This window comes from Hyphomonas sp. CACIAM 19H1 (genome assembly GCF_003325995.1).
In the GTDB taxonomy this organism is placed as follows: Bacteria; Pseudomonadota; Alphaproteobacteria; order Caulobacterales; family Hyphomonadaceae; genus Hyphomonas; species Hyphomonas polymorpha.
The window spans coordinates 1,248,306-1,271,829 of sequence record NZ_CP016437.1; the positions used below are offsets into that span (position 1 = coordinate 1,248,306).

Consider the following 23,524-nt stretch of genomic DNA (forward strand, 5'->3'; position numbering starts at 1 on the left):
CGGTACCTCCTCTCCCGGAGGGAGAGGGGTTTAGCGTCGTGCTTGCGGCGAAGTCCCCAACCTCTCCCCTTGGGAGAGGAGGGGCCCATTGCGAAGCAATGGGAAGTGAGGGAGCAACGTGGGTTGTTCGCGATCCAGCCATACAAAACTCCAACGCCGTTGGAGTTTTCGCCCTCGCCGTTGGAGGAATAGTTGGAGTTTTTTAGAGTTTTTTCAGACCGAAAAACTGGTCCCGCAGCCGCAGGCGGCGGTCGCGTTCGGGTTCTTGATCTTGAACGCCGCGCCGATCAGTTCGGTCGAAAAATCGATCTCGGAGCCCTGCAGGAACTCAAGGCTCATCTCGTCGATCAGCACGCGGGCCCCGTCGCGTTCGATCACGACATCATCCGCATTTGCAGCAGGCGCGAAGTCAAACTTGTAGGAGAAGCCGGAACATCCGCCCCCCTCCACAGACACGCGCAGGAAGGCTGCGCCGTCCTGTTTGGCGAGAATCGCATTAATCCGCTTCGCAGCAGACGCAGTCAGTGTCACATCCGGGGTCGTGGTCTCGGTCATGGGCATAAGATAAGGACGAATTCCTTGATGGAAAAGAGAGCCCCTTACGCAACACGTCACGAAGATAGCCGGGGGCGCTATTTTGAGGAGGCCCCTTCGGCCACGCGGACCCCGTTCCAGCGGGACAGGGACCGGATTATCCACGCCACGGCCTTTCGCCGCCTGAAGCAGAAAACCCAGGTTTTTGTTGCCCATGAGGGTGATCACTTCCGCACGCGCCTGACGCACTCCCTTGAAGTTGCTCAGATTTCCCGGTCGATCGCGCGCACGTTGGGGCTGGATGAAGACCTCGCCGAAACCCTCGCCCTCAGCCATGATCTCGGCCATCCGCCGTTCGGCCATGCGGGGGAAGACCAGCTCGACGCCTGTATGGCGCCCTATGAAGGCTTTGATCACAATGCGCAGTCGCTGCGCATCGTCACCCGGCTGGAGCGCCGCTATCCCCGGTTCAACGGGTTGAATTTGACCTGGGAGACGCTGGAAGGGCTCGTCAAGCATAATGGCCCGCTGACCGGGCCGGACACCCCCATCACGGCCCTCCCCATTGCGTTCAGGGACTTTCCTCACCTCGAAGACTTGGAGCTCGACCAGTTCGCCGGCCCCGAAGCCCAGGTCGCGGCCCTGTCAGACGACATTGCCTACAACAACCACGACATCGACGATGGCATCGCCGCGGGCCTGTTCACTGTCGATGATCTGATGGAACTCCCTGTAGTTGGGGATATTTTTCGCGGTGTTCGGATGGAATACCGTGATCTGGACGACCGGATGGTCACCTATGAAGCTGTCCGCCGCCTGATTGGCCTGTGGATTAACGATCTGGTGGACGAGACCCGGTCCCGCTTCAAACGCCTCAAGCCCCAGTCTGCCGCCGAAGTGCGGGCGCTGGGCGAGCCGCTGATCGGCTTCTCTGAGGCCCTCGAAGGCCCGCAGCGCGCGCTGCGGACGTTCCTTTATTCCCGCATGTACAAGCATTACCGGGTCAACCGGATGCGCTCGAAGGCCAAGCGCGTGCTGGCAGACCTGTTCGAGGTGTTCCTGAACGAGCCGCAAACCCTGCCGCCGCCTTGGAACGCCGCCGCCATCAGGGAAGAAGGCATCGGCAGGGCCCGCATCGTGTGTGATTACATGGCGGGAATGACCGATACCTATGCCCTGGAAGAGTATCGCCGGCTGTTTGATACAAGCGCGCTTACCTAGCGGAAAAGGGCAGCGGGAAACGGCATTTCCACCGGGTGAAAGGGCCTCTCTTCAAGGCTCGTTAAGGAAGCTCCCTTAAAAATTAACCTACGTGAATGATTCCAAGGAGTTCTCCCATGAGCCGATCGGACATGGCAGGCCGTGAAAACCCGTTTGAAGACGACTATCGTGGCTTTGATGTGCGCGAGGATGAAGCCGCGCGCGGACCCCTTATCCTCACCCTTGCGATTGGCGTGCTGCTGATTTTCGGCGGCGTTGTCTGGAATACCTACCGGCAGGGCGTGCGCCCCGCCACCGATGGCCTGCCCAGCGTGATCGCCGAGGCCCAGCCCTTCAAACAGCTGCCCGCCGACCCCGGCGGCAATCCGGTGAAATACACCGACAAGCAGTTCTACGACGCCATGGACGCTTCGCAGCGGTCCGAAGCCGATATGAAGCTCGCCTCTGCCACCACGCCTGCAACTGGCGCCCTTGCGGGTGGCCCGCCGGCTGATCTGCGCCCGGTTCCATCCGAAACCCTGGCCGAAGAGACCGTCACCGCGGCGCCTACGCCGCAGCCCCTGCCGGTCACGGATCTGCCTTTGCCGGGCTCGGAAGCCAAGCAGCCGATTTCGGCCGTCTCAATCAAGCCGCCGGAGCCCATCGCGCCGCTGTCCTCGCAAGCGCGCTTCACCTTCACCGAATCCGGGACTTTTCTGGTCCAGATCGCCGCCCTGCGCTCGGAAGAAGCAGCAGAAACTGCATGGCGGCGCGTGACCTCTTCGGCCCCGGAGCTGTATCATGGCGCCTCGAAGCGCATTCAGCGGGCAGACCTCGGCTCTGAAGGCGTTTTCTACCGCCTCCGTGTTGGCGCCTTCGCCGAACGGTCGGAAGCTGTCGCTTTCTGCGAGGCGATCAAGGAAACCGGGGCGAACTGCATCGTGGTGACGGGATAAATTGGTGAAAGCCTGCATTCTCAGCGTATCGGGTCCGGAGTTGACCCCCGGCGAAGCTGCGCTCTTTGCAGCTGAAAACCCGTGGGCCGTGATCCTGATGGGGCGCTCCTGCGTGTCGCGGATGCAGGTGCGCCGGCTGGTAGCAGATATCTGGACCGCCACAGGCCGCGAAACGCTGATCTTCATCGACCAGGAAGGCGGCCGCGTGGCCCGCCTGAAGGCGCCTGAATGGCCGCTGTTCCCGCGTGGTGCCGACTATGCCGCGCTTTATCAGCAGGACAAGGCGCTCGGCCGCGAGGCCACATGGCTCGGCCACCGCCTGATCGCATCCGAGCTGGCTGCGCTTTCCATCCATGCTGATTGCTCCCCGGTCGTCGACCTGCCGGTGCCCGGCGCGCATGACGTGATCGGGGACCGGGCCTTCGGCACAGAGCCCGAGCAGGCCGCAGACCTTGCCCGCGCCGCCCTCGACGGCCTCACCGCTGGCGGCGTTGCGGGCGTCATCAAGCACATTCCCGGTCATGGCCGCTCGGTGGCTGACAGTCATTTGGAACTGCCCCGCGTGACGGCCGGTCAGAACGAACTCGCCAAGGATTTCGACGCCTTCGCCCGCGTCGCCGATGCGCCGATGGCGATGACGGCCCACATCGCCTATGAAGCCTATGATCCCGGCAAGGCCGCCACCGTATCGAGGATCATGATTCAGGACATCATCCGGGGCCGAATCGGCTTTGATGGTCTCCTGATGACGGATGATCTGGGCATGAAGGCGTTGGGCGGCACCCTTACCGAGCGCGCAGCGGCGTCGATCGCGGCGGGCTGCGATGTGCTGCTGCACTGTTCGGGCTTCCTGAAGGAGGCCGATGCCATCCTCGCCGAGATGACCGAAGTGGCCAAGGCCGCGCCGCACCTTTCCGGCAAGGCAGCCGTGCGCGCTGCCGCGGCTGACGCCATCGCGAAGAAGGCCCAGCCTTTTGAGCCGGCGCCTGCCTGGAAGCGGTTTCATGAACTGATCCCCCCGCCGGGAGCCATGGCATGAGCGGCGAAACGATCTCGATTGATGCCCTGTCTGCGGGCGCGGAAGACGCTGAAGGCGTCAACATCTTCAATGTCGAGATCGGCGGCTATGAAGGCCCGCTCCACCTGCTTCTGGAACTCGCCCGCCGCCAGAAGGTGAACCTGCTGCAGATTTCCATGCTGCGCCTGGCTGAGCAGTATCTCGCCTTTGTCGAGGATGCGCGTACGAAGCGGATCGATATTGCGGCAGACTACCTGCTGATGGCCTCCTGGCTTGCCTTCATGAAGTCGCGCCTGCTGCTGCCCAAGCCTGAAGCGCTTGAGGAAGACGAGCCGACGGGCGAGGAAATGGCCGCGCGCCTGTCCTTCCGCCTGAAACGCCTCGAAGCGATGCGCCAGGCCGTGCGAGAACTGGAAGCCGGGCCGGTTCTGGACCGCGTTGTGTTCCTGCGCGGCGAGACCGAGCAGCCCAAGGTTGTGAAGCATACGGAATATACCGCCTCGCTCTACGATCTCTCTACGGCGCTCGGCACCATCCGGGACCGCCGCGAGAAGGAGCGTCCGCATCGGATTGAGCAGCAGCTGGTCCTGCCGCTCGAACAGGCGCGCACGACGCTGCGCGGCCTGCGCGAGCAACTCGATCAATGGGCAAGCCTGGCCGACATCCGCACCGCGATGACCGACATCAACCCCGAAGTGCCCGAACGCTCGGTGACCGCCAGCGTGTTCTCTGCTGCGCTGGAGCTGACGCGCGACGGGGAAGTGGACCTGCGGCAGGACACGCATTTCGCGCCGATCTATATGCGCCGCGTCGCCGCCCGCCCGCCGGAGCTGGCCAAGGCAACAGCGTAGGGTGGACGCCATGATTGACGACACCGCGCACACTCAAAATTCTGAAGATCCGCAGGCAGAGTTTCCTGGCCTGACGACGCCTGCCTTTGAGGGCTCGCGCGAAGAGCTGCTTGCCGAAGGCGTGCGCCGCGCGGAAGCTGTCTTGTTTGCCGCTGGCCAGCCGCTCTCGGCCGAACAGGTGGCGCAGGTGCTGCCGCAGGGCATCGAAGCTGGTGAAGTGCTGATGACGCTGCGCGGCATCTATGCAAAGCGCGGCGTGAACCTTGTTGAGGTGGCAGGGAAGTGGCGCTTCCAGACGGCGCAGGATCTTTCTTGGCTGTTCGTGGAAGAGCGTCAGGTTCAGAAAAAGCTGGGCCAGGCCGCCCTGGAAACGCTCGCCATCATCGCTTATGGCCAGCCGGTGACGCGCGCGGAGATCGAGGCCGTGCGCGGCGTCGCTGTTGCCAAGACCGTGATTGATACGCTTCTGGAAACCGGCTGGGTGCGCACGCGCGGGCGCCGCAAGACGCCGGGCCTGCCGATCTGCTATGGCACGACCGACAAGTTTCTCGAGCATTTCGGCCTCGAAAGCCTGGATACGCTGCCCGGCAAGGCTGATCTTGAAGCTGAAGGGCTGCTCTCCGATGTGATCCCGGCAGGCTTCCAGATGCCCGATGAGGAAGCGCTGACCGAAGATGATGTGCTCATCAATGATCTGGGCGAACTGGCTGATACTGAATCTTTCGTCACGGATTTTGTGACGGAAGAAGAAGTGGCCGCCGAGGAAGGTCCGCTTGCGGAGGAAGTTGCGCCTTCTGAACCTGAGGCGTCCGATGAGGACGAGTTTGAAGAAGACGGGGCCGTCAGTGTGTTCGCCTATACCCGCGCGCCAGAGCGCACGCAGGAAGAGGTCGACGAGTTCGACGGCGCGGACATCAAGGCGGCCGTGATGCGCCTGCGAAAGGAAACGCGCGTGCCTCAGCAGCCCATGGACACCTGGCGCGACGACGAATAGCGCGGGCCTGAAAGGAACCTTTCTGTGACGGCTTCCGGTGACCTGCCTGTCGATGTGTGGACCTGGAGTCTCGATATTGATGAGGCTCTGGCGGCGAAGCTGTCTGCCTGGCTGACCGGGGAAGAACGCAAGCGCGCAAGCGCCTTTGTCACGCCACAGCTACAATGCCGCTGGATTGCCGCGCGAGCGGGCATGAGGGGTATACTCGCGTCAGTACTTGGTGTTTCCCCGCAGACACCTGTCTTTGCGCTCGGCCCTCATGGGCGCCCCGAGCTGGCAGGGGTAGATAGTCCGTGCTCGTTCAATCTCAGTCACAGCGAGTCCCTGGGGGCGTTTTCTGTCAGTGAGGCCGCCGTCGGGGTTGATGTGGAGCAGATCAAGGCGTTGCCCGAAGGCGTGGCAGGGATGGTGTTCTCGAAGACGGAGATCGCGGCGCTGGAGGCAGCGCCGGAAGACGCCCGCGCGGTGGTTTTCTATCGCTACTGGACGGCAAAGGAAGCGGTTCTCAAAGCGCTCGGCACCGGGCTTTCGGTCTCCGGACGAAGTTTTACTATCGACATCTCCCGGCCAGAAACGCCGCGTCTTGTCTCCGCTGACTGGAAGGATGAAGACACCCAGGCCTGGCAACTCGCGGCCTTCCATCCGAAAGACGGGTTTGCGGGCGCCGTTGCCGTGAGAACGCAGAGGCCGCTGCGCCTCAACCTTCAGTCCTGGTCCTTCGGGGAGTAACGGCCCTGCTCAGGCCTCGGGCGGCGGAAAGCGGAAGCGCATTGGGCTGTCATAGTCGGTGCGGATTTCTTCCTCCCGCGTGCCCCCACCAATATTGTGGATGTAGAGCGCGCGATCCGTAAGCGGATCATAGCCTGAGAAGATCGCGATATGGGGCAGGCGCCCGCCAAGGCGCATCGTCACAAGGTCGCCCGCCTGCCAGTCTTCCCGCCGCCCCGGCGCTTCGCGTTTCAGGCCCTGCCGGGTGAAATAGCGCTCCAGATTGGGCACGCGGCGATGGTCGATGTTCCGGTCAGCGCGGGTGAGCCCCCATGTTCCGGGATAGCTTGAGAAGTTCGCCTTCATGTCGGCATGGACCAGCTGCTGAAGGTCCACATCGAACGCATCCCGATAGGCGCGGATGATGACATCCGTACACACACCGGTTTTGCGGGGCACATCGCCGCCGGGATAGCCCAGCGTCACATACGCCGGATCGTAGCCGGTCGTCACGCCGATCTGCGTTCGCGCGGCGCGCAGCAGTTTGTCCGTCCAGTCTCGTGCCGGCTCGGCAAACCCTGCTGCAGGCAGCAAGGGCAAGGCAAGGCCCGTAGCCAGAAGGGCGCGGCGCGTGATCATGATACGGATCAAACCGCGCCCTTGCGGCAGGATTTAGGCGAAGGCGCGGCTAGAACCCGCGAAATTCGGCCACTTCTTCCAGGGGCGCGCGCTCGGCGCGCAGCGTATTGGCCTTCTCGTTCGGGTCCGGCTTGCCCACGGCCACGCCGCACCAGACCATTTCCGTCGGCCCAAGGCCGAAATGTTCTTTCAGCGTCGGGCGCAGGATGCCCCAGCATTCCTGGAAACAGGTGCCCCAGCCGCGCTCTTCAGCCAACAGGGCAAGCGTCTGCAGATACATGCCGGCATGGCCCCACTGCCCATGGCCCATCCGCTCGTCGATGACGAGGAACACCGCCACCGGCGAGCCGAAGAAACGGAAATTGTTGGCAAACCAGCGCAGGCGCCCGGCCTTGTCCTCGCGCGGAATCTCGAGGGCTTCATACAGCATCTCGCCGACGCGGCGGCGGCGCGCTTCGTGGGGTTCCCAAAGGCCCTTGGGATAGATCGGCCGGTCGGTCGGCTCGCCGGCCGGATTGGTGGCGAGCTTGGCCTGGGCGATCTCGATCACCTTGTCCTTCTCCGCGCCCGTGACGACGATGACACGCCAGGGCTGGGTATTGCCGCCCGAAGGCGCGCGCTGGGCTGTCGTCAGCCAGGCTTTGACCTCTTCCAGCGGCAGGGGATCGGGCAGGAACCCGCGCGTTGAAATCCGCTGCTCGACGGCTTGGGTAACGTCCATGAAAAAAACCTCCTGTCAGATCTGACAGGAGGTCTAATCAGGTGCCGTGGCGGTCGCCAAGCCTTACTTTGGGTGAAGCACGACCGGCATCCAGGTGTAGCCCTTCACGAAGGCGTTCTGGTTCAGCGACGGTTCGGCCAGCACTTCGACATGCTCGAACCGCTCCATGAGCTCTTCCCAGAGAATGCGTAGCTGTAGCTCGGCCAGGCGGTTGCCCACGCAGCGGTGGATGCCGAAGCCGAAGGAGATGTGGCGGCGGGCTTCCGGACGGTCGATGATATACTCGTTCGGCTTGTCCCAGAAACGCTCGTCCCGGTTGGCCGAGGCATACCACATGGCAACCTGGTCGCCTTTCTTGATGGTCTTGCCGTGCATCTCGACATCTTCCAGCGCGGTGCGGCGCATATAGGCGAGCGGCGTCTGCCAGCGGATCGTCTCGGAAACCATGTTCGGAATGATCGACGGATCAGCCTTCAGCTTCTCGTATTCCTTCGGGAACTTGTTGAGCGCATAGACCGAGGCGGTCATCGAGTTGCGGGTCGTGTCGTTGCCGCCCACGATCAGCAGGATGACGTTGCCGAGCAGTTCCATCGGCGTCATGTTCTTCGTCTTCTCGCCATGGGCCAGAAGGCTCATCAGGTCCGGCTTCAGCGGCTGTTGCTGGCGTTCCTGGAAGATGCCCATGAACGTCATCAGACAGTTCATCATCGTGGCTTTCCACTCTTCCTCACCGCCGGGGCAGATGTCGGGATTGTGCATGCCAGTGGCCACGTCAGACCAGTGCGTCAGGTCGCGGCGGCGCTCGAACGGATAGTCGAACAGCGTGGCCAGCATCATCGTGGTCAGCTCAACGGAAACCTTGTCCACCCAGTCGAACGGCTCGTTGACGGGCAGGGTGTCGAGCAGACCTTGGGTGCGCGAGCGGATCAGCGGCTCGTAGACCTTCAGCATGTCCGGCGCGACGGCGGGCTGAACGGTCTTGCGCTGCTCAGAGTGGCGCGGCTCGTCCATCGCGATGAACATCGGCATTTCAAAGTCGCTGATCGGCGAGCCCAGGGTGATGCCGCCATATTCCCAGCTTGAGGAGAAGCGTTTGTGATCGGTGTCGATCGCCATCACGTCGTCATAGCGGGTGATCGACCAGAACGGGCCGGGGAAGCTGTCCGGGCAATAGTGAACCGGGTCTTCATTGCGCAGGCGCTCGAAGCGGTCCCAGTATCTGCCCTGGCGCCACAGCTCGCCATCGATCAGGTCGAGCGTCGTCAGATCAACCTCAGAAGCAGGGGGAATCTCTGCCCCGAAGCGGTAGTTGTGCGGATGGAGCGGTTCGCGCTCCGTCACCTTCGGGCGCTGAAGCGCGGGGTGATTGACGAAAGAAACGGTGTCGGCGGCCATATTCAATCCTCCAGGAATCCCACCCTCTTGGCGGGGCGTATCGCGTCGCTGGGGAAAGTTTTAACACAGGCTTTTTGAAAAAACCATGACGCTTGCGTCATTTTTTTGCGGTTCAGGCAGGATGGCGCTCGGCTCGGGCCGCCAGAAGGGCCTGGCGGAGGGCTTCGGCGAAGGAACTCCGCTCTGTCGGCGTCAGGAAACGGCCAATGATCCAGGCGGTTTTGCCATGCTCGATTCGCAGCCAGCTGGTCGGCCGGGCAGGCTCTTCCAGCTCCACCCGGGCAAAGGCAGAGGGCACTTCTGCGTGCTTTTCCCGGCCTTTGGCATCCTTGTGATGCAGGTGGATGGCTCGGGCGGTTACGGTCACGCGGGTTTCTTCCCGCTGCCGCTTGTAGGAGATGTGGAAAGCCAGCCAGATGGCAGCAATGTCCAGCCCCATGAAGCCCAGGATAGGCCCGGCCCCCATCGACCAGAACATCAGCCCGGTCATGAAAAAGGTGAAGGCGATGGCGGCCATGGCGATGATAAAGCCCTGCCGGCTGAGCGACCGGTTGGGCGTCAGCACAGCGTCCATGTAAACCGTTTCTTCTGCGGGAAGCATACGTTGAAGAGATAACACGCCCTTGCGCCGGGAAAAGGGCGCTCTATGCCTCACATCATGCCAGATGCTGCCAAACCCGCCAAAAAGACCGCCCGCGCCACCCCGCGCTCGAAATTCACCCGTGCCAAGGCGGCCGAACTGTTCGCCGCGCTGGCTGCAGACCGGCCCGATCCGCGCACCGAGCTGGAGTTCGTCAATCCGTTTACATTGCTGGTGGCCGTCGCCCTCTCGGCGCAGGCCACAGACGTTGGCGTGAACAAGGCCACGCGCAAGCTGTTTGCGGTCGCGGATACACCGGAGAAAATGCTTGCGCTGGGGGAAGCGGGCGTCGCCGGTTACATCAAGACCATCGGGCTCTGGCGCAACAAGGCAAAGAACGTCATCGCGCTCAGCCAGAAGATCCTCGACGAGTTCGGGGGCGAGGTGCCGCGCACCCGAGATGAGCTGACTACCCTGCCGGGCGTCGGCCGCAAGACGGCGAATGTCGTGATGAACGAAGCCTTTGGCGAGCCGACCATTGCTGTCGACACCCATATCTTCCGCGTTTCCAACAGAACGGGGCTCGCGCCGGGCAAAACGCCCGATCATGTCGAGGCGGGCCTTGAGCGCATCACGCCGCTCGAATTCAAGAAGGGCGCCCATCACTGGCTGATCCTGCACGGGCGCTATGTCTGCAAGGCGCGCACACCCGAATGCTGGCATTGTGTGATCGCCGATCTCTGTGCCTTCAAGCCGAAGACGCCAGACCCCGCCGCCCGCGCGGCGCTGGGGCCGAAAAAACCCCGTAAACCACCTTCAGGCGCAATATGAATTGACGTTGGCGTCCGGCTCGGCAAACCTTTTCCAAAGGGTATCGAGAGGGAAGAATGCCATGCGTAACAGGCTCACCAAGGCTGGTTCCATGAAAGCGTTGGCGCTCGCCTTGCTGACCCTTGGCATGCCCGTCTGGTTATCGGCCTGTGGAGGCGGTGGCGGTGGCAGCAGTGGGGGCGGCGCTGCTTCACCGCCACCACCGCCTCCGCCGGTTGCCGGGCCAACCTGGACGCAGGGCGTCTATCAGCCCGCCAGCACGTTCAAGAACCGCTGCGAGGTCCGCCGCGTCGGCCGGGACATCGAAGGCAACACCTATCCCGATGTACAGGGCACCGCGCTGGAAGAGCGTTTCTGGCTGCGCTCATGGACCAACGAGACCTATCTCTGGAACACTGAAGTAACCGACCGGAATCCGGCGAACTTCACCAACCGGCTGGATTATTTCGCCGTGTTGCGCACCTTTGCCACCACCCCCTCGGGCAAGGAGAAAGACGATTTCCATTTCAGTGAGCCTACGGAGGAATATCTGGCCGCCCGCAATGCTGCGCCCACGGCGACCTACGGGGCCAGCTATATTGCGTTCTCGACAACGCCCCCGCGCGATTTCCGTATCCGGTATACAGAGCCGAACTCGCCGGCTTCCACAATGGTCAGCGGCCAACCGAATTTCGAGCGTGGCTCACGCATCCTCCGGATCAACGGCATTGATCTGGTGAGCACGAATTCGCCCTCCGACATCAACCAGCTGAATGCCGCCCTGTTTCCGTCCACGCCCGGGCTGACGAACAGCTTCACGGTGGAAGACCCAGACGGCGCAACCCGCACTGTGTCGCTCACATCGGTGAACCTGTCTTCCAAGCCCGTCAACCGTACCCGGATCATCAGCACGCCCACCGGCAATGTCGGGTATATCCTGTTCAACACGTTCAGCCCCTATGCCAGTGAGCGCGACATCTACGATGCCATGGCGGCCATGCAGACGGCGGGTGTCAGCGATCTGGTGCTGGACCTGCGCTACAATGGGGGCGGCCTCCTCGCCGTGGCGTCCCAGCTCAGCTACATGATCGCCGGCGAAACACGCACGCGCAATCAGGTGTTTGAGCAGCTCCGTTTCAATGCCGCCGCCGGAAACCGCAATCCTGTAACCGGGGCAGTCAATAATCCGATCCCGTTCTATTCAACGGGCGTCGGTTTCACGGTGCCGGATGGAACGCCGCTGCCATCGCTCAACCTGCCGCGTGTCTTTGTCCTGTCTACGGGGTCCACCTGCAGCGCCAGCGAGGCTGTGGTGAACGGCCTGCGCGGCATTGGCGTGGAAGTGATCCTTATCGGCAACACCACCTGCGGAAAGCCTTTCGGTTTCTATCCCACCGACAATTGCGGCGAGACCTACTACACCATCCAGTTCCAGGGCGTGAACGGGCAGGGGTTTGGGGATTATGCCGACGGCTTCATTCCGAGCAATTCGGCCGCTTCCTTTGGCGTGCGCCTTCCAGGTTGCCAGGTGAGCGACGACCTCTCGCGCGAGCTGGGCGATGAAAACGAGCGCCTGCTGGCGGCTGCGCTGAGCTATCGCGGGTCGCTGGCCTGCCCGGCGGTATCCGCTCAGGCGACCACGGCTGTGGCGAGTGCGAATGGCAGCGCTGGTTCCGGGGGCATCCCCCTGCGGCCGCCATCGCCCTCCACGCTTGAAACGAACCGCGACATGACCATGCCCCATGGCAGATAGGAGTTAGGTGTCATGAAATACCGTGTCCTGAGTATTTCCATGCTGGCCGGGATTGCGGCCTGCCAGTCCTCGCCCCAGCCTGCGACGCTGACAGACGCCTCTCCGGAAACCCTCTCGGTTCTGACCGGCGTTCTCGCCGCCGCGGTCGACCGCGCCCAGATCCAGCTCGGCCCCGGAGACCTGACAAAGGAGTCGGTCATTTCCGTCCTGCCCCCCAGGCCGGGGCCCCTGGAAGGCAACAGCCCCGCCATGCCGACCATCTTCGACATCGTTCTGATGGACGGGGATTGCTATGTCCGCGAACGCCAGAGCGGTGAAATGTTCCCGCTGACGGGCATTGCCTGCACGCCGGCTGGAGCGAACTAGGCGGCGCCGATCCGTTTCGCCACGGCCGCCGCCATCCGCTCGCCCAAGTCTGGCCCTTCCTTGGGATAGAGGTAGGGCTCAATCACTTCCAGTTCCATCAGCAGCAAGGCGCCATCTTCCCCGCGCAGCATGTCGACGCGGCCATAGAGCGGCGCCTCATCCAGCGCGCTCAGAATGGTGCGCGCGGCAGCAAGATCGTCCGCAGACGGATGCAGACCTTCCTCCCGCCCGCCATAGCTTGACTGGATGCGATAGTCGCCCGGCTGCGCGCGCTTGATCAGCGCATGGCAGAATTCCCCGTCGATGAAGATGAAAGAAAGCTCGCCCTCCTTCTGGATCATCGGCAGGAAGGGTTGCGCCATCATCGGATGTTTCATTTGCGGGACCGCCTCGCCCCGGCTCAGCTTGTGCTGGTCCTTGGCGCCCGCGCCCACCTGCCGCTTGAACACAACCGTATCCGCGCCCAGCGCATCGAACGCGGCCTTCGCTTCGGCCTCCCCGCATGTGTCGAGCCAGAGTGTCGGGATCAGCCTGGCGCCCTTGGCTTCCAGATCGCGCAGATAGGTTTTGCGTGAATTCCAGCGCACGAGGTCTGCCGGATTATAAAGCCGCGTCTGTTTGCCGATGGCGTCCAGCGCGGCGAGGAATTCCTCGAGGCGATCCCAATAGTCCCAGGTTGTGCCGATGATGGCGGCCTCAAACTGGGTCCAGTCCACCTTCGGGTCGTCCCAGCACACATCCACCACTTCCAGGCCGCGCGCGCGGAAAGGGCTGCGCAGGGCGTCCATCATGAAGTCATGCTCGAAAGCATCCGTCCGGCGGATCATGGAGCCCGGAATGGTAACACGGCTGGCAAGATAGGCGACTTTTTTCATGGGAGGGACAGATCGTTTTCGCTGGAGAAAGGGGCAGGCCCCGGCCTGCGCTGCGCTCTAGCGGCCTGCGGGTCTTGTGTCCACGCGCTGTGTCTGGCAAGGCGCGGAACGCCTGAGTTTTAATGAGTTTCGAGGAGCCGCCCCCAGTGACCGCAGCAAAATTCGACGTCGTCGGCCTCGGCAATGCCATCGTGGATGTTCTTGCCCGCGCAGACGATGCGTTCCTCACCCGCCATGGCATCCACAAGGACGTCATGCAGCTGATCGAGGAACCGCGCGCCGAAGAGCTGACGGGGCTGGCAAAAGATGCGGTGATCACCTCGGGTGGCTCGGGCGCCAACACGATCGCCGGCCTCTCCAGCTTCGGCGGCAAGGCAGCCTATATCGGCAAGATCTCCAATGATGAGCTCGGCCACCAGTTCATGCGCGAGATGATGAAGGCTGGCGTGCCCTTCCACACGCGCCCGCTGGAAGAGGGCCCGGCAACGGCCCGCTCGATCATCTTCGTCACCGCTGACGGCCACCGTTCCATGAACACCTTCCTCGGGGCTTCGGTCCTCTTCTCGAAGGAAGATGTCGATGCCGACCTCGTGCGCAGCGGGCAGATCCTTTATCTTGAAGGCTATCTGTTTGACCGCGACGAGGCCAAGGAAGCCTTCGTTCATGCCGCCGAGATTGCCAAGGCGGCCGGTCGCAAGGTCGCCGTCACCCTGTCCGACAAGTTCTGTGTTGACCGGCACCGGGCCAGCTTCCGCCACCTCGTGAAGGGTTTTGCCGATATCGTGTTCGCCAATGAAGCTGAGCTTCTCTCACTTTACGAAACCGAAGATTTTGATGCGGCCCTGAAGGCGCTGCACGCCGATTGTGCGGTCGCGGCGGTTACCCGGAGCGAGAAAGGCTCCATCGTGTTCGGCGATGGCGATCCGATCATGATCCCGGCTGAGCCTGTGGACGCTGTAGTCGATACCACCGGCGCGGGCGATCAGTATGCCGCTGGTTTCCTCTTTGGTGTGGCCCGCGGCCTGCCACTCGCCACCTGCGCGCGCCTTGGCCATATCGCGGCGGCTGAAGTGATCGGTCATATCGGCCCGCGCCCCGCCGTCTCCTACAGCGATCTGGCCGAAGCCGCCGGTATTCGTGTTTAGGGTACGGATTATTCCTGAAACCTAGCGTTTCTTTCTGGAACTTTCGTTTATCTGCGGTACAGTTGCCGCATGAAATGGTCAGAACTGAACGATAACTGGTGCCCGGTCGCGCGGACCCTGTCCGTCGTTGGAGACCGTTGGACTCTGCTGATCCTGCGGGATTGTTTCCTCGGCAAAACCAAGTTCGAGGAGTTTGCCGAGTCAGGGGGCATGACCCGGCATATCCTGGCAGACCGGCTCAAACGCCTGGTGGAAGTGGGTATCCTGGAGCGCCGCGCCTATTCCACTTCGCCAAAACGCTACGATTATGTGCTGACCGCCAAGGGCGAGGAGCTGCGCCCCGCCCTGACGATCATGAAGGAATGGGGCAAGAAGCACCTGCCCATCCGCCGCGCCGCCCTGGAAGGCTGACCGCCGGGGCCGCCCGGCATCAAACCGGATAGCGCAGGATAGCGCCCACCGAGCGCCCGCCGGGAACTTCGCCGGCGCGCACGGCAAACACCTTGCCGCCATTGACGATCACCCGGCGCGCCACTTCATCCACCAGCCGGTAGTTGTCTGCCGTATCCACCTTGGCGAAGGTCACGTGGCCCTTGTCGTCAATCAGGCCGGGGCGGGTGTCGTTCATATCTGCAAACAGCGTGTCCACCGCTCCATAGGTCGCGGCGCGGGCCACGTCGGTCAGGTCGGTAGCTGTCCGCCCGTTTGAGGAATGCTGCTCGAACACCTGCGCTGCCTTGAACAGGTCTTCAGCATACACACCATCCAGAACCGGTACGGAGAGGCGTGCCAGCTCATTGTCTTTCACGGCGTCGGGGCTGACGCGGATCTGGTCATGCGCCATCCGGTGATAGGTATTCACATGCGGATAGAGATGCGCCAGCGGATCAACAGCGGCGACGATCAGCGGCGTATCCCGTCCCGCCAGGATGGGGCGCAGGGCCGCATCAATCGCCCGCAGATATGAGAGGTGACGGATCCGCTGTCCTTCCTCGCCATGAATCCGGGTGAAGGAAGATTTGTCGTTGATCGTCGTTTTGCCCGCATGGCTTGCCGCGTCCTTCGGCAGGCCCGGCACCTTCACCTTCTTTGCCGGCATGTCGGAAAACACCTGCACCAGCCGCACGCCTTTCTCAGACAGCGCCAGAACAAACGCTTCGTGCGGAAAGGTCACCGCGCGCATGAGCGGCAGCAGGTGAAACCGGTCGGCCACCTCCGTTGAGGGCGCCAGCTTGTTGGCCAGCCGGAAGCTGGTCACCCCTGAAGGGGTGGCAAATACAGCCAGGCTGTTTGCCTGCACGCGCCAGAAATGGTCGTCCTCGGCAAGGTGCAGCAGGGCGATCTCGGCGAGGCCGACTTCCCGCTTGGCGTGGCCCGCTGCGCGCGCCTGATCGGCCGCTTCACTGATCAGATGACGGAATTTCAGCCGCGATTCGCCAATGCGCTGGGTCAGCGGAGTCGTCGGTACATAGATGGAGATGCACACATCCCCGCGCGCGGCATTCAGCCGGGCAATATCCTGAGGGGTTGGGGTATCCACATACAGCATGACAAGGCCTCCCGTTGATCTGCTTCAACGTGAGAACAGTTCATTCCGAAGAGGACGCCTCTCAATAAGGAAAACTACGGATCGGCCTAGAGGATAAACTTCGAGAGGTCCGCATTCCCCGCCAGCGTGCTGACTTTTTCGTCCACATAGCTCGCCGTGATCACAAAGGTCTCGCCGGCCTTGTCCGGCGCGTCAAAGCTGATTTCATCCAGCAGCCGCTCAAGGATCGTCTGCAGGCGGCGTGCCCCGATATTCTCGATGGTCTTGTTCACGGCTTCGGCCAGGTCGGCAATCCGGTCGATGGCGGCGTCCTCAAAGGTCAGGGTCACGTTTTCGGCTGCCATCAGCGCTTCATACTGGCGGATGAGGCTCGCCTGCGGTTCCACCAGGATGCGGCGCAGGTCGTCCCGCGTCAGCGGCTCCAATTCCACCCGGATCGGCAACCGCCCCTGCAGTTCGGGCAGCAGGTCGGACGGCTTGGAAACGTGAAACGCGCCCGAAGCGATAAACAGGATATGATCGGTTTTCACCGCGCCGCGCTTGGTCGAAACGGTGGTGCCTTCGATCAGGGGCAAGAGGTCGCGCTGCACGCCTTCGCGGCTTACATCCGCGCCGCCCCGGTCCTTGCGCGCGGCAATCTTGTCGATCTCGTCGAGGAACACGATTCCGTCTTCCTCCACAGCCGAAACCGCCTCGCGCACGATCTGGTCTTCATCCACCAGCTTGTCGGCTTCCTCGGTCACCAGCGGCTTTGCCGCCTCGCGCACGGTCGTCCGTACACGGCGCGTGCGCCCTCCCATGGCCTTGCCCAGCATGTCGCCCAGATTGATCATGCTCATCGATCCGCCCTGTCCGGGGATGTCCAGCATCTGCATGGGATTGTTCGTGTCGGCAAAGTCGATGTCGACTTCCTTGTCGTCCAGCTCTCCCGCGCGCAGCTTGCGGCGGAACACTTCGCGGGTAGAGGCCTGTGCTTCGGCGCCGACGAGGGCGTCCAGCAGGCGTTCCTCGGCCTTGTCGCGCGCGGCCTGTTCCACACCGGCCCGCTTCTGCTCGCGGATCATGGAAACAGCTGCCTCCACCAGATCCCGCACGATCTGCTCCACATCCCGTCCCACATAGCCCACCTCGGTGAACTTCGTGGCTTCCACCTTCAGGAAAGGCGCATTGGCAAGGCGCGCGAGGCGGCGGGAAACCTCGGTCTTGCCCACGCCCGTCGGTCCGATCATCAGGATATTCTTGGGCGTGATCTCGCCGCGCAGGTTTTCCGGCGCCTGCTTGCGCCGCCAGCGGTTGCGCAGGGCAATGGCCACGGCGCGCTTGGCGGCGTTCTGGCCAACGATGTGGCGGTCAAGTTCGGCAACGATTTCTCGGGGCGTCAGGTGTTTCATGAAGTCCGTTTCGTCTGTCTCTGCCTGGCACCTCTGAGGGCGGCGCCGAGGGAGGTTCATTGAAGAAAGAGGCGGTCTCGTTGGAGAAACCGTTGGAGTTTTTCGCCAGCGCCTAAACGTCCAGCGTTTCCACACTGAAATGGCTGTTGGTGTAAACGCAGATATCGGCAGCAATCTGCATCGCCTTGCGGCCGATCACTTCGGCGTCGTTCTCATAGTCATAGAGGCCACGGGCCGCTGCCAGCGCATAATTGCCGCCTGAGCCAATGGACACGACCGGATGTTCCGGCTCCAGCACATCGCCCGCCCCGGTAATCACCAGCGTGCTGTGCTTGTCCGCCACGATCAGCAGGGCTTCAAGTTTCTGGAGGTATTTCTCCGTCCGCCAGTCCTTGGCCAGCTCCACAGCGGCTCGTTGCAACTGGTCGGGGAAGCGTTCCAGCTTCGCCTCCAGGCGCTCGAACAGGGTGAACGCATCGGCAGTCGCCCCGGCAAAACCGGCAAGAATCGCCCCGCCGGCAATCCGGCGCACCTTGCGGGCATTGCCCTTCATTATGGTCTGGCCCATCGACACCTGTCCGTCGCTGAGCATCACGAGTTTGCCATTCTTGCGCACGGCGAGCACCGTCGTTCCGTGCCAGATGGCCTTTGAATCCTGAGGGTTAGTCATCCAGAACACATGGCGTCTTTGAGGGGCGCGCGCAATAGAGGGTGACTGCGGCAGGAAATACAGAAGATTGTCACATAACTGTCGCGGCCTTCTTCTATTTGGGGCACCGGATCACCCCCGGAAGGAAGTTCATGCTTCAGCAGCTCGGTCACTTGCCCATGGGCTGGCTACTGATCGCTCTGATTGCGGTCTTTGCGTCTGTAGCGTTTTTTGTCGGCCGTATCGGCGCCGAGCGCATTCTGCTTTCCGGCGCGCCGGCGCTGCATTCCCGGCCGAATTATCATGGCTATTTCGTTGCCATGTGGGCTGTCGTTCCGGCGGTTCTGGTGGCGCTGGCCTACGCACTGGGCGCCGAGCCTTTTGCCCGCGGCCAACTGACGAGCGAACTGCCACCCGCCTTTGACCTGCTCTCCGCACCGGAGCTGCAAACCTATCTCGACTCGGTGTCTCTGGCCGCCCGTTCTTCCGATTATGCCGGAACCGATCTCGTCTTCACGGCGGTCACCAATCGTTATCTGGAGATCATCGGCGGCCTCAACATTGGCGTGCTGGCCGTGATGGGGATCAGCGCCTTCCTGGGGCTTCTGTTCGCCCGCCGCCGCCTCGCCGCCAGCTTCCGGGCCCGCTCGCTGGTCGAGCGGGGTATGGAAGGCGTGCTGTTCCTCTGCGCGGTCGTCGCCATCGCCACCACCGCCGGCATTGTCATCTCGCTCCTCTATGAGAGCATCCAGTTCTTCAGCGTCATCCCGATCTGGGATTTTCTCTTCGGCACCCGCTGGAATGCGCAGACCGAAGCGGAGTTCGGCGCCCTGCCGCTGTTCTTCGGCACGTTCATGATCGCCCTGATCGCCATGTTCGTGGCCGCGCCCATCGGCCTCTTCTCCGCGATCTACCTCTCCGAATATGCCGGGCCCAAAGCACGCGCTTGGATCAAGCCGATCCTCGAAATCCTCGCCGGTATCCCGACGGTGGTGTACGGTTTCTTCGCGCTGCTGGTCGTCGCGCCGGCCGTGCGATCCATCGCGCTCTGGATCAACGAGACGCTGATCAATGTCGGCCTCACCAGCGAGCCGCTGCTGGCCGCCCAGCCCACCAGCGCGCTCGCGGCTGGTCTCGTCATGGGCATCATGGTCATTCCGTTCGTCTCATCGCTGTCGGATGACGTGATCAACGCCGTGCCGCAAACCCTGCGCGACGGCGCCTATGCCTTGGGCGCCACCAAGTCCGAAACGGTCCGCAATGTGGTCGTGCCTGCAGCGCTTCCGGGCATCATCGCCGCGCTGTTGCTGGCGGTTTCCCGCGCCATTGGCGAAACGATGATCGTCGTGATGGCGGCCGGCAAGAGCGCCCGCATCTCGATGGACCCGACCTCTGACCTCACCACCATCACCGTCCAGATCGTCTCCCTGATGACCGGCGAAACCGGCTTTGACGATCCCAAGACACTCTCCGCCTTTGCGCTCGGCCTCGTTCTCTTCGCCGTAACGCTGCTCTTCAACGTGATCGCCCTGCGCGTCGTCCAGAAATACCGGGAAAAGTATGACTGATCCGGCCGCCTCCGCTTTCTCCACGCCTGAAGCGCTCAAGCGCCTCAAGCGCCGCCGCGCCGCTGATGTGCGCTTCCGTTACTACGGGCTCGGCGCCATTTTCCTGGCTTTGGGCGCGCTGCTGCTGCTGGTCCTGTCCATCGGCTCGCAGGCAGTCTCTGCGGCGACCTACCATGTCGTGCGCTATGACATCACGCTGGATCCGGCTGTCATCACACCGCCAGGCGAAACATCGCCCGAGGACATCGCCCGCAATGTGGATGGCTTCTGGGAGCTGGCCCGCGACAACCTCCTGGCAACCGTCCCGGAGGCGGACCGTGACCGCACCAGCCGCACCGCCGTTTCCGAATTTATCACCCGCCTGGCCGTCTTGCCGACTGCGCGTAAGGTCGCGTCCCGGCCCGAGATGGTGGGCAACGACATCACGCTCACCGCGCCGCTCAATGACGACCTTGATCTCTATCTGAAGGGCCAGGCCTTTCCGGAGCGCCGGGTGCGCATCGGAGCCATCACGGCTGTCACCGCGCAGGAGGACGGCTTCGCTGGCCTCGAAGGGCAGGGCGCGTTCACTCCGATCCTCACGGCGCTGACATCGCTTCAGTCCGATGGCGTCAGCATGGATGAGGGCTCAATTCTGCTCACCGCGGGCGGGGCCACCGGCCGCCTGCGCGACGTTCAGGCCGGCACAGCCCGCCTCGAACTCCTCACCGGTTCGCTCGACGCCTTCCGCAATAGCCCGGCGACCGCCCGTCTCATCGCTCTGCCCGAAGCCCAGCGCGTGGTGTCCGATCAGCAGATTGCCTGGACGCTCGCCCTGAAAGAGATGGGTCGCATCTCCCGCGTGCCGCGCTGGAGCCTGCTGACCAACTCGGACTCCACCTATCCCGAACTTGCCGGCGGCCTTGCGGCGCTCGTCGGTTCGCTGTTCACGATGCTGGTTACCGCGCTTGTCGCCATCCCGATCGGTATTCTGGCTGCTGTCTATCTGGAAGAGTTTGCCCCGAAGAACCGCCTGACCGATTTCATCGAGGTCAACATCAATAACCTCGCCGCTGTGCCGTCCATTGTGTTCGGTCTGCTCGGCGCGGCGGTTTATATCAACTTCCTCGGCATGCCGCGCTCGGCCCCGCTGGTTGGCGGTCTTGTGCTGGCGCTGATGACGTTCCCCGTGGTGATCATCGCCTCGCGCGCGGCGCTGAAGGCCGTGCCGCCTTCGGTGCGCTCGGGCGCGCTGGCCATCGGCGCGTCGCAGATGCAGACGGTGTTCCACCATGTTGTGCCGCTGGCAGCGCCCGGCATTCTCACCGGCGCCATCCTCGGCATGGCCCGCGCGCTGGGGGAAACTGCCCCGCTGCTGCTGATCGGCATGGTCGCCTTCGTCGGCGATGTGCCAACCGGGCCCACCGACGAATCCACCGTCATGCCGGTGCTGATCTTCACCTGGGCAAACAACGCAGAGCGCGCCTGGGAACCGATGACCTCGGCGATGATTGTTGTCCTCCTTGCTGTTCTTTTGCTGATGAACGGGTTGGTGGTATTCTTGAGACGAAAGTACGAGCGGAGATGGTAATGGATACCGATCACACACCACAGGCCGCCGGTTCCGTGCTGGCCCCCGCTGCCGATGCGCCCCCGGCCGCCGCCCCGCGGATCGATTGCCGGGACATCAAGGTGTTCTATGGCGCCACCCAGGCCATCCATGGCGTATCCATGTCCTTTCCGGACCGGGCCGTCACGGCGCTCATCGGTCCCTCGGGCTGCGGCAAGTCCACCTTCCTGCGCTGCCTCAACCGCATGAACGACACCATCGAGAACTGCCGCGTCGAAGGGCAGATCCTGATGGACGGGCAGGACATCAACGATCCCTCGATTGATGCCGTGCTGCTTCGCTCACGTGTCGGCATGGTGTTCCAGAAGCCGAACCCCTTTCCGAAATCGATTTACGACAACATCGCCTACGGCCCCCGCATCCATGGCCTTGCCACCAGTCGGGAAGACCTGGACGCCATCGTCGAGAAATCCCTCCGCCGCGCCGGCCTGTGGGATGAGGTGAAGGACCGCCTCCAGGCGCCCGGCACCAGCCTGTCGGGCGGCCAGCAGCAGCGTCTCTGCATCGCGCGCGCCATTGCCGTGCGCCCGGAAGTCATCCTGATGGATGAGCCTTGCTCGGCGCTTGATCCCGTGGCCACCGCCCGCATCGAGGAATTGATTGACGAGCTGCGCAAGCGCTACTGCATCGTCATCGTCACCCACTCCATGCAGCAGGCTGCCCGCGTCAGCCAGCGTACCGCCTTCTTCCACCTCGGCAACTTGATCGAGATGGGCGAGACAGAACAGATCTTCACAAACCCCCGCGAAAAGCGCACCGAAGACTATATCACCGGCCGGTTCGGCTGAGGGAGGAACATATGTCGGATCATATCGTCTCTGCCTATTCTGATGAGCTGGACAAGCTCTCCTCGGACATCATGCGCATGGGTGGCATCGTGGAAACGATGATCACTGACTCCTGCCGGGCGCTCAGCGCCAATGATCCCGTGCTCGCCAAGGAGGTGATCGCCCGCGACCCGCAGGTCGATGCCATCGAAGCTGAGGTGGAAAAACAGATCGTCAGCCTCATCGCGCGCCGCCAGCCGATGGGGCATGACCTGCGGATGATCCTCTCGGCACTGAAGATTTCCAACGAGCTGGAGCGGATTGGCGACCTGTCGAAGAATATCGCAAAGCGCGCCCTGCGCCTTGACGATCATGTCAGCATGGAGATGCGCAACGCCATCCTGCGCATGTCGCGCCCGGTGGCCCGCCAGCTCAACGAAGTGCTCGACGCGTATGCCTCCGGCAATGCCGTCCTGGCCAAGAATGTCTGGTCCAGCGATGACGACATCGACCAGCACTACAATGCGGTGTTCCGTGAAATGGTCACCTATCTCATCGAAGATCCCCGCCGCATCAGTGCCGGGGCACATATGCTCTTTATAGCGAAGAACCTGGAACGGATCGGCGACCACTGCACCAACGTGGCCGAATTCGTCTACTACCAGGCCGTGGGGGAATACCTGTCAGCCATGGACCGGCCGAAGCTGGACCAGGTTTGACGAATTTCGCTCAAACAGATTACGGAGCCCAACGATGAAACCCTACGTGCTTGTCGCAGAAGACGAAAGCGCCGTCTCCGAGCTGCTGCTCTACAACCTCAAGCGAGAGGATTATGAAGTCGCCATCGCCGCCGATGGTGAAGAAGCGCTGATGATGATCGACGAGCGGGCGCCCGACCTGCTGCTGCTGGACTGGATGCTGCCTAAGGTGAGCGGCATCGAAATCTGCCGCCGCGTCCGCGCCACCGGCGTCAATCCGAACCTTCCGATCATCATGCTCACCGCGCGCGGCGAGGAGAGCGACCGCATCCGCGGGCTTGATACGGGGGCGGACGATTACGTCACCAAGCCCTTCTCGACGACAGAGCTGATGGCCCGCGTCCGCGCCGTGCTCCGCCGCATCCGGCCCGGCCTCAAGGAAGACCGGATCACCGTCGGTGATATCGAGATCGACCGGGTGGCCCATCGCGTCTCCCGCAATGGCGAGGATATCCACCTCGGTCCGACGGAATTCCGTCTGCTTGATTATTTCATGCAGCATCCTGGCCGCGTCTTCTCGCGCGAACAGCTTCTCGATACCGTCTGGGGCTCGGACGTTTATGTCGAGGCGCGCACGGTGGATGTACATGTCGGCCGTCTGCGCAAGGCCCTCCGTCAGGCCGGGGGAGACGATCCGATCCGGACCGTCCGCTCTGCCGGCTACGCTCTTCGCGCGGACTGATTTTCT

General features: G+C 62.7%; 25 protein-coding genes. 16 read left to right on the forward strand and 9 right to left on the reverse strand.

Annotation, left to right across the window (positions count from 1 at the left end; translation table 11 throughout):
• Positions 1-213: 213 nt before the first annotated feature.
• Positions 214-555, reverse strand: coding sequence for an iron-sulfur cluster insertion protein ErpA (erpA, locus tag BBF93_RS06045; protein WP_114107011.1), 342 nt, complete (start codon positions 553-555; stop codon positions 214-216).
• Positions 556-582: 27 nt separating this feature from the next.
• Here erpA and BBF93_RS06050 point away from each other — a divergent pair, with 27 nt between their 5' ends.
• The 6 genes from BBF93_RS06050 (at position 583) to BBF93_RS06075 (ending at position 6,282) form a co-directional block, all read left to right on the forward strand.
• The gene (locus tag BBF93_RS06050) at positions 583-1,755 is read left to right on the forward strand and encodes a deoxyguanosinetriphosphate triphosphohydrolase (RefSeq protein WP_114105310.1); all 1,173 of its coding nucleotides are present in this window, start codon (positions 583-585) and stop codon (positions 1,753-1,755) included.
• Between the two features lie 116 nt (positions 1,756-1,871).
• A complete protein-coding gene (locus BBF93_RS06055) occupies positions 1,872-2,690 on the forward strand; it encodes an SPOR domain-containing protein (RefSeq protein WP_162786427.1) in 819 nt (272 codons plus the stop codon).
• Positions 2,691-2,694: 4 nt separating this feature from the next.
• On the forward strand, positions 2,695-3,729 hold the full coding sequence (gene nagZ, locus BBF93_RS06060) for a beta-N-acetylhexosaminidase (protein WP_035599529.1): 1,035 nt from the start codon (positions 2,695-2,697) through the stop codon (positions 3,727-3,729).
• Complete coding sequence (locus BBF93_RS06065; RefSeq protein ID WP_114105312.1) at positions 3,726-4,559, forward strand: ScpA family protein; 834 nt, start codon at positions 3,726-3,728, stop codon at positions 4,557-4,559. The genes nagZ and BBF93_RS06065 overlap by 4 nt, the downstream gene beginning before the upstream one ends.
• A gap of 10 nt (positions 4,560-4,569) precedes the next feature.
• Complete coding sequence (gene scpB, locus BBF93_RS06070; protein ID WP_084324318.1) at positions 4,570-5,553, forward strand: SMC-Scp complex subunit ScpB; 984 nt, start codon at positions 4,570-4,572, stop codon at positions 5,551-5,553.
• Between the two features lie 24 nt (positions 5,554-5,577).
• Positions 5,578-6,282: a 4'-phosphopantetheinyl transferase superfamily protein gene (locus tag BBF93_RS06075; RefSeq protein WP_114105313.1), complete on the forward strand. Its 705-nt coding sequence runs from the start codon at positions 5,578-5,580 to the stop codon at positions 6,280-6,282.
• Positions 6,283-6,291: 9 nt separating this feature from the next.
• Here the strand turns inward: BBF93_RS06075 and BBF93_RS06080 are convergent, their stop codons facing one another.
• From BBF93_RS06080 to BBF93_RS06095, 4 genes are all read right to left on the reverse strand, one after another.
• Positions 6,292-6,900, reverse strand: coding sequence for a DUF1287 domain-containing protein (locus BBF93_RS06080; protein ID WP_114107012.1), 609 nt, complete (start codon positions 6,898-6,900; stop codon positions 6,292-6,294).
• A 49-nt stretch (positions 6,901-6,949) separates the two neighbouring features.
• Entirely contained in the window at positions 6,950-7,621 is a 672-nt protein-coding gene (locus tag BBF93_RS06085) for a nitroreductase (RefSeq protein ID WP_114105314.1), read from the reverse strand.
• 63 nt (positions 7,622-7,684) lie between these two features.
• Positions 7,685-9,016: a cytochrome P450 gene (locus tag BBF93_RS06090; protein ID WP_233349291.1), complete on the reverse strand. Its 1,332-nt coding sequence runs from the start codon at positions 9,014-9,016 to the stop codon at positions 7,685-7,687.
• A gap of 112 nt (positions 9,017-9,128) precedes the next feature.
• Positions 9,129-9,590, reverse strand: a complete 462-nt coding sequence (locus BBF93_RS06095) for a DUF2244 domain-containing protein (protein ID WP_162786428.1) — start codon at positions 9,588-9,590, stop codon at positions 9,129-9,131.
• Positions 9,591-9,662: 72 nt separating this feature from the next.
• On the opposite strand from BBF93_RS06095, the gene nth reads away from it, so the two are divergent.
• The 3 genes from nth (at position 9,663) to BBF93_RS06110 (ending at position 12,525) form a co-directional block, all read left to right on the forward strand.
• The gene (gene nth / locus BBF93_RS06100; protein WP_114105316.1) at positions 9,663-10,427 is read left to right on the forward strand and encodes an endonuclease III; all 765 of its coding nucleotides are present in this window, start codon (positions 9,663-9,665) and stop codon (positions 10,425-10,427) included.
• Positions 10,428-10,488: 61 nt separating this feature from the next.
• Complete coding sequence (locus tag BBF93_RS06105) at positions 10,489-12,159, forward strand: S41 family peptidase (protein ID WP_114105317.1); 1,671 nt, start codon at positions 10,489-10,491, stop codon at positions 12,157-12,159.
• Positions 12,160-12,171: 12 nt separating this feature from the next.
• A complete protein-coding gene (locus BBF93_RS06110) occupies positions 12,172-12,525 on the forward strand; it encodes a hypothetical protein (protein WP_114105318.1) in 354 nt (117 codons plus the stop codon).
• On the opposite strand, the gene BBF93_RS06115 is transcribed toward BBF93_RS06110, so the two are convergent.
• Positions 12,522-13,400, reverse strand: a complete 879-nt coding sequence (locus tag BBF93_RS06115; RefSeq protein ID WP_114105319.1) for a RimK family alpha-L-glutamate ligase — start codon at positions 13,398-13,400, stop codon at positions 12,522-12,524. The genes BBF93_RS06110 and BBF93_RS06115 overlap by 4 nt on opposite strands.
• Positions 13,401-13,546: 146 nt before the next feature.
• Between BBF93_RS06115 and BBF93_RS06120 the strand changes: the two genes are divergently transcribed.
• Both BBF93_RS06120 and BBF93_RS06125 read left to right on the forward strand, forming a co-directional pair.
• A complete protein-coding gene (locus BBF93_RS06120) occupies positions 13,547-14,545 on the forward strand; it encodes an adenosine kinase (RefSeq protein ID WP_114107014.1) in 999 nt (332 codons plus the stop codon).
• Between the two features lie 69 nt (positions 14,546-14,614).
• The gene (locus BBF93_RS06125) at positions 14,615-14,956 is read left to right on the forward strand and encodes a helix-turn-helix domain-containing protein (protein WP_035599363.1); all 342 of its coding nucleotides are present in this window, start codon (positions 14,615-14,617) and stop codon (positions 14,954-14,956) included.
• Between the two features lie 19 nt (positions 14,957-14,975).
• Here BBF93_RS06125 and BBF93_RS06130 read toward each other — a convergent pair whose 3' ends face one another.
• The 3 genes from BBF93_RS06130 to hslV all read right to left on the reverse strand — a co-directional run bounded on the left by BBF93_RS06130 (position 14,976) and on the right by hslV (position 18,155).
• Positions 14,976-16,094, reverse strand: a complete 1,119-nt coding sequence (locus BBF93_RS06130; protein WP_114105320.1) for a hypothetical protein — start codon at positions 16,092-16,094, stop codon at positions 14,976-14,978.
• Positions 16,095-16,180: 86 nt separating this feature from the next.
• A complete protein-coding gene (hslU, locus tag BBF93_RS06135) occupies positions 16,181-17,485 on the reverse strand; it encodes an ATP-dependent protease ATPase subunit HslU (protein WP_035599369.1) in 1,305 nt (434 codons plus the stop codon).
• Positions 17,486-17,597: 112 nt separating this feature from the next.
• Complete coding sequence (hslV, locus tag BBF93_RS06140) at positions 17,598-18,155, reverse strand: ATP-dependent protease subunit HslV (protein ID WP_035599541.1); 558 nt, start codon at positions 18,153-18,155, stop codon at positions 17,598-17,600.
• A 131-nt stretch (positions 18,156-18,286) separates the two neighbouring features.
• On the opposite strand from hslV, the gene pstC reads away from it, so the two are divergent.
• Genes pstC through phoB form a run of 5 tightly spaced genes read left to right on the forward strand, consistent with a single transcriptional unit; the run spans position 18,287 to position 23,518 of the window.
• A complete protein-coding gene (pstC, locus tag BBF93_RS06145; protein WP_114105321.1) occupies positions 18,287-19,702 on the forward strand; it encodes a phosphate ABC transporter permease subunit PstC in 1,416 nt (471 codons plus the stop codon).
• The gene (gene pstA / locus BBF93_RS06150) at positions 19,695-21,272 is read left to right on the forward strand and encodes a phosphate ABC transporter permease PstA (RefSeq protein ID WP_114105322.1); all 1,578 of its coding nucleotides are present in this window, start codon (positions 19,695-19,697) and stop codon (positions 21,270-21,272) included. The genes pstC and pstA overlap by 8 nt, the downstream gene beginning before the upstream one ends.
• Entirely contained in the window at positions 21,272-22,099 is an 828-nt protein-coding gene (gene pstB, locus BBF93_RS06155; RefSeq protein ID WP_114105323.1) for a phosphate ABC transporter ATP-binding protein PstB, read from the forward strand. Before pstA ends, pstB begins: the two co-directional genes overlap by 1 nt.
• An 11-nt stretch (positions 22,100-22,110) precedes the next feature.
• A complete protein-coding gene (gene phoU / locus BBF93_RS06160; RefSeq protein ID WP_035599381.1) occupies positions 22,111-22,797 on the forward strand; it encodes a phosphate signaling complex protein PhoU in 687 nt (228 codons plus the stop codon).
• Positions 22,798-22,831: 34 nt separating this feature from the next.
• Entirely contained in the window at positions 22,832-23,518 is a 687-nt protein-coding gene (gene phoB, locus BBF93_RS06165) for a phosphate regulon transcriptional regulator PhoB (protein ID WP_035599387.1), read from the forward strand.
• Positions 23,519-23,524: the final 6 nt, after the last annotated feature.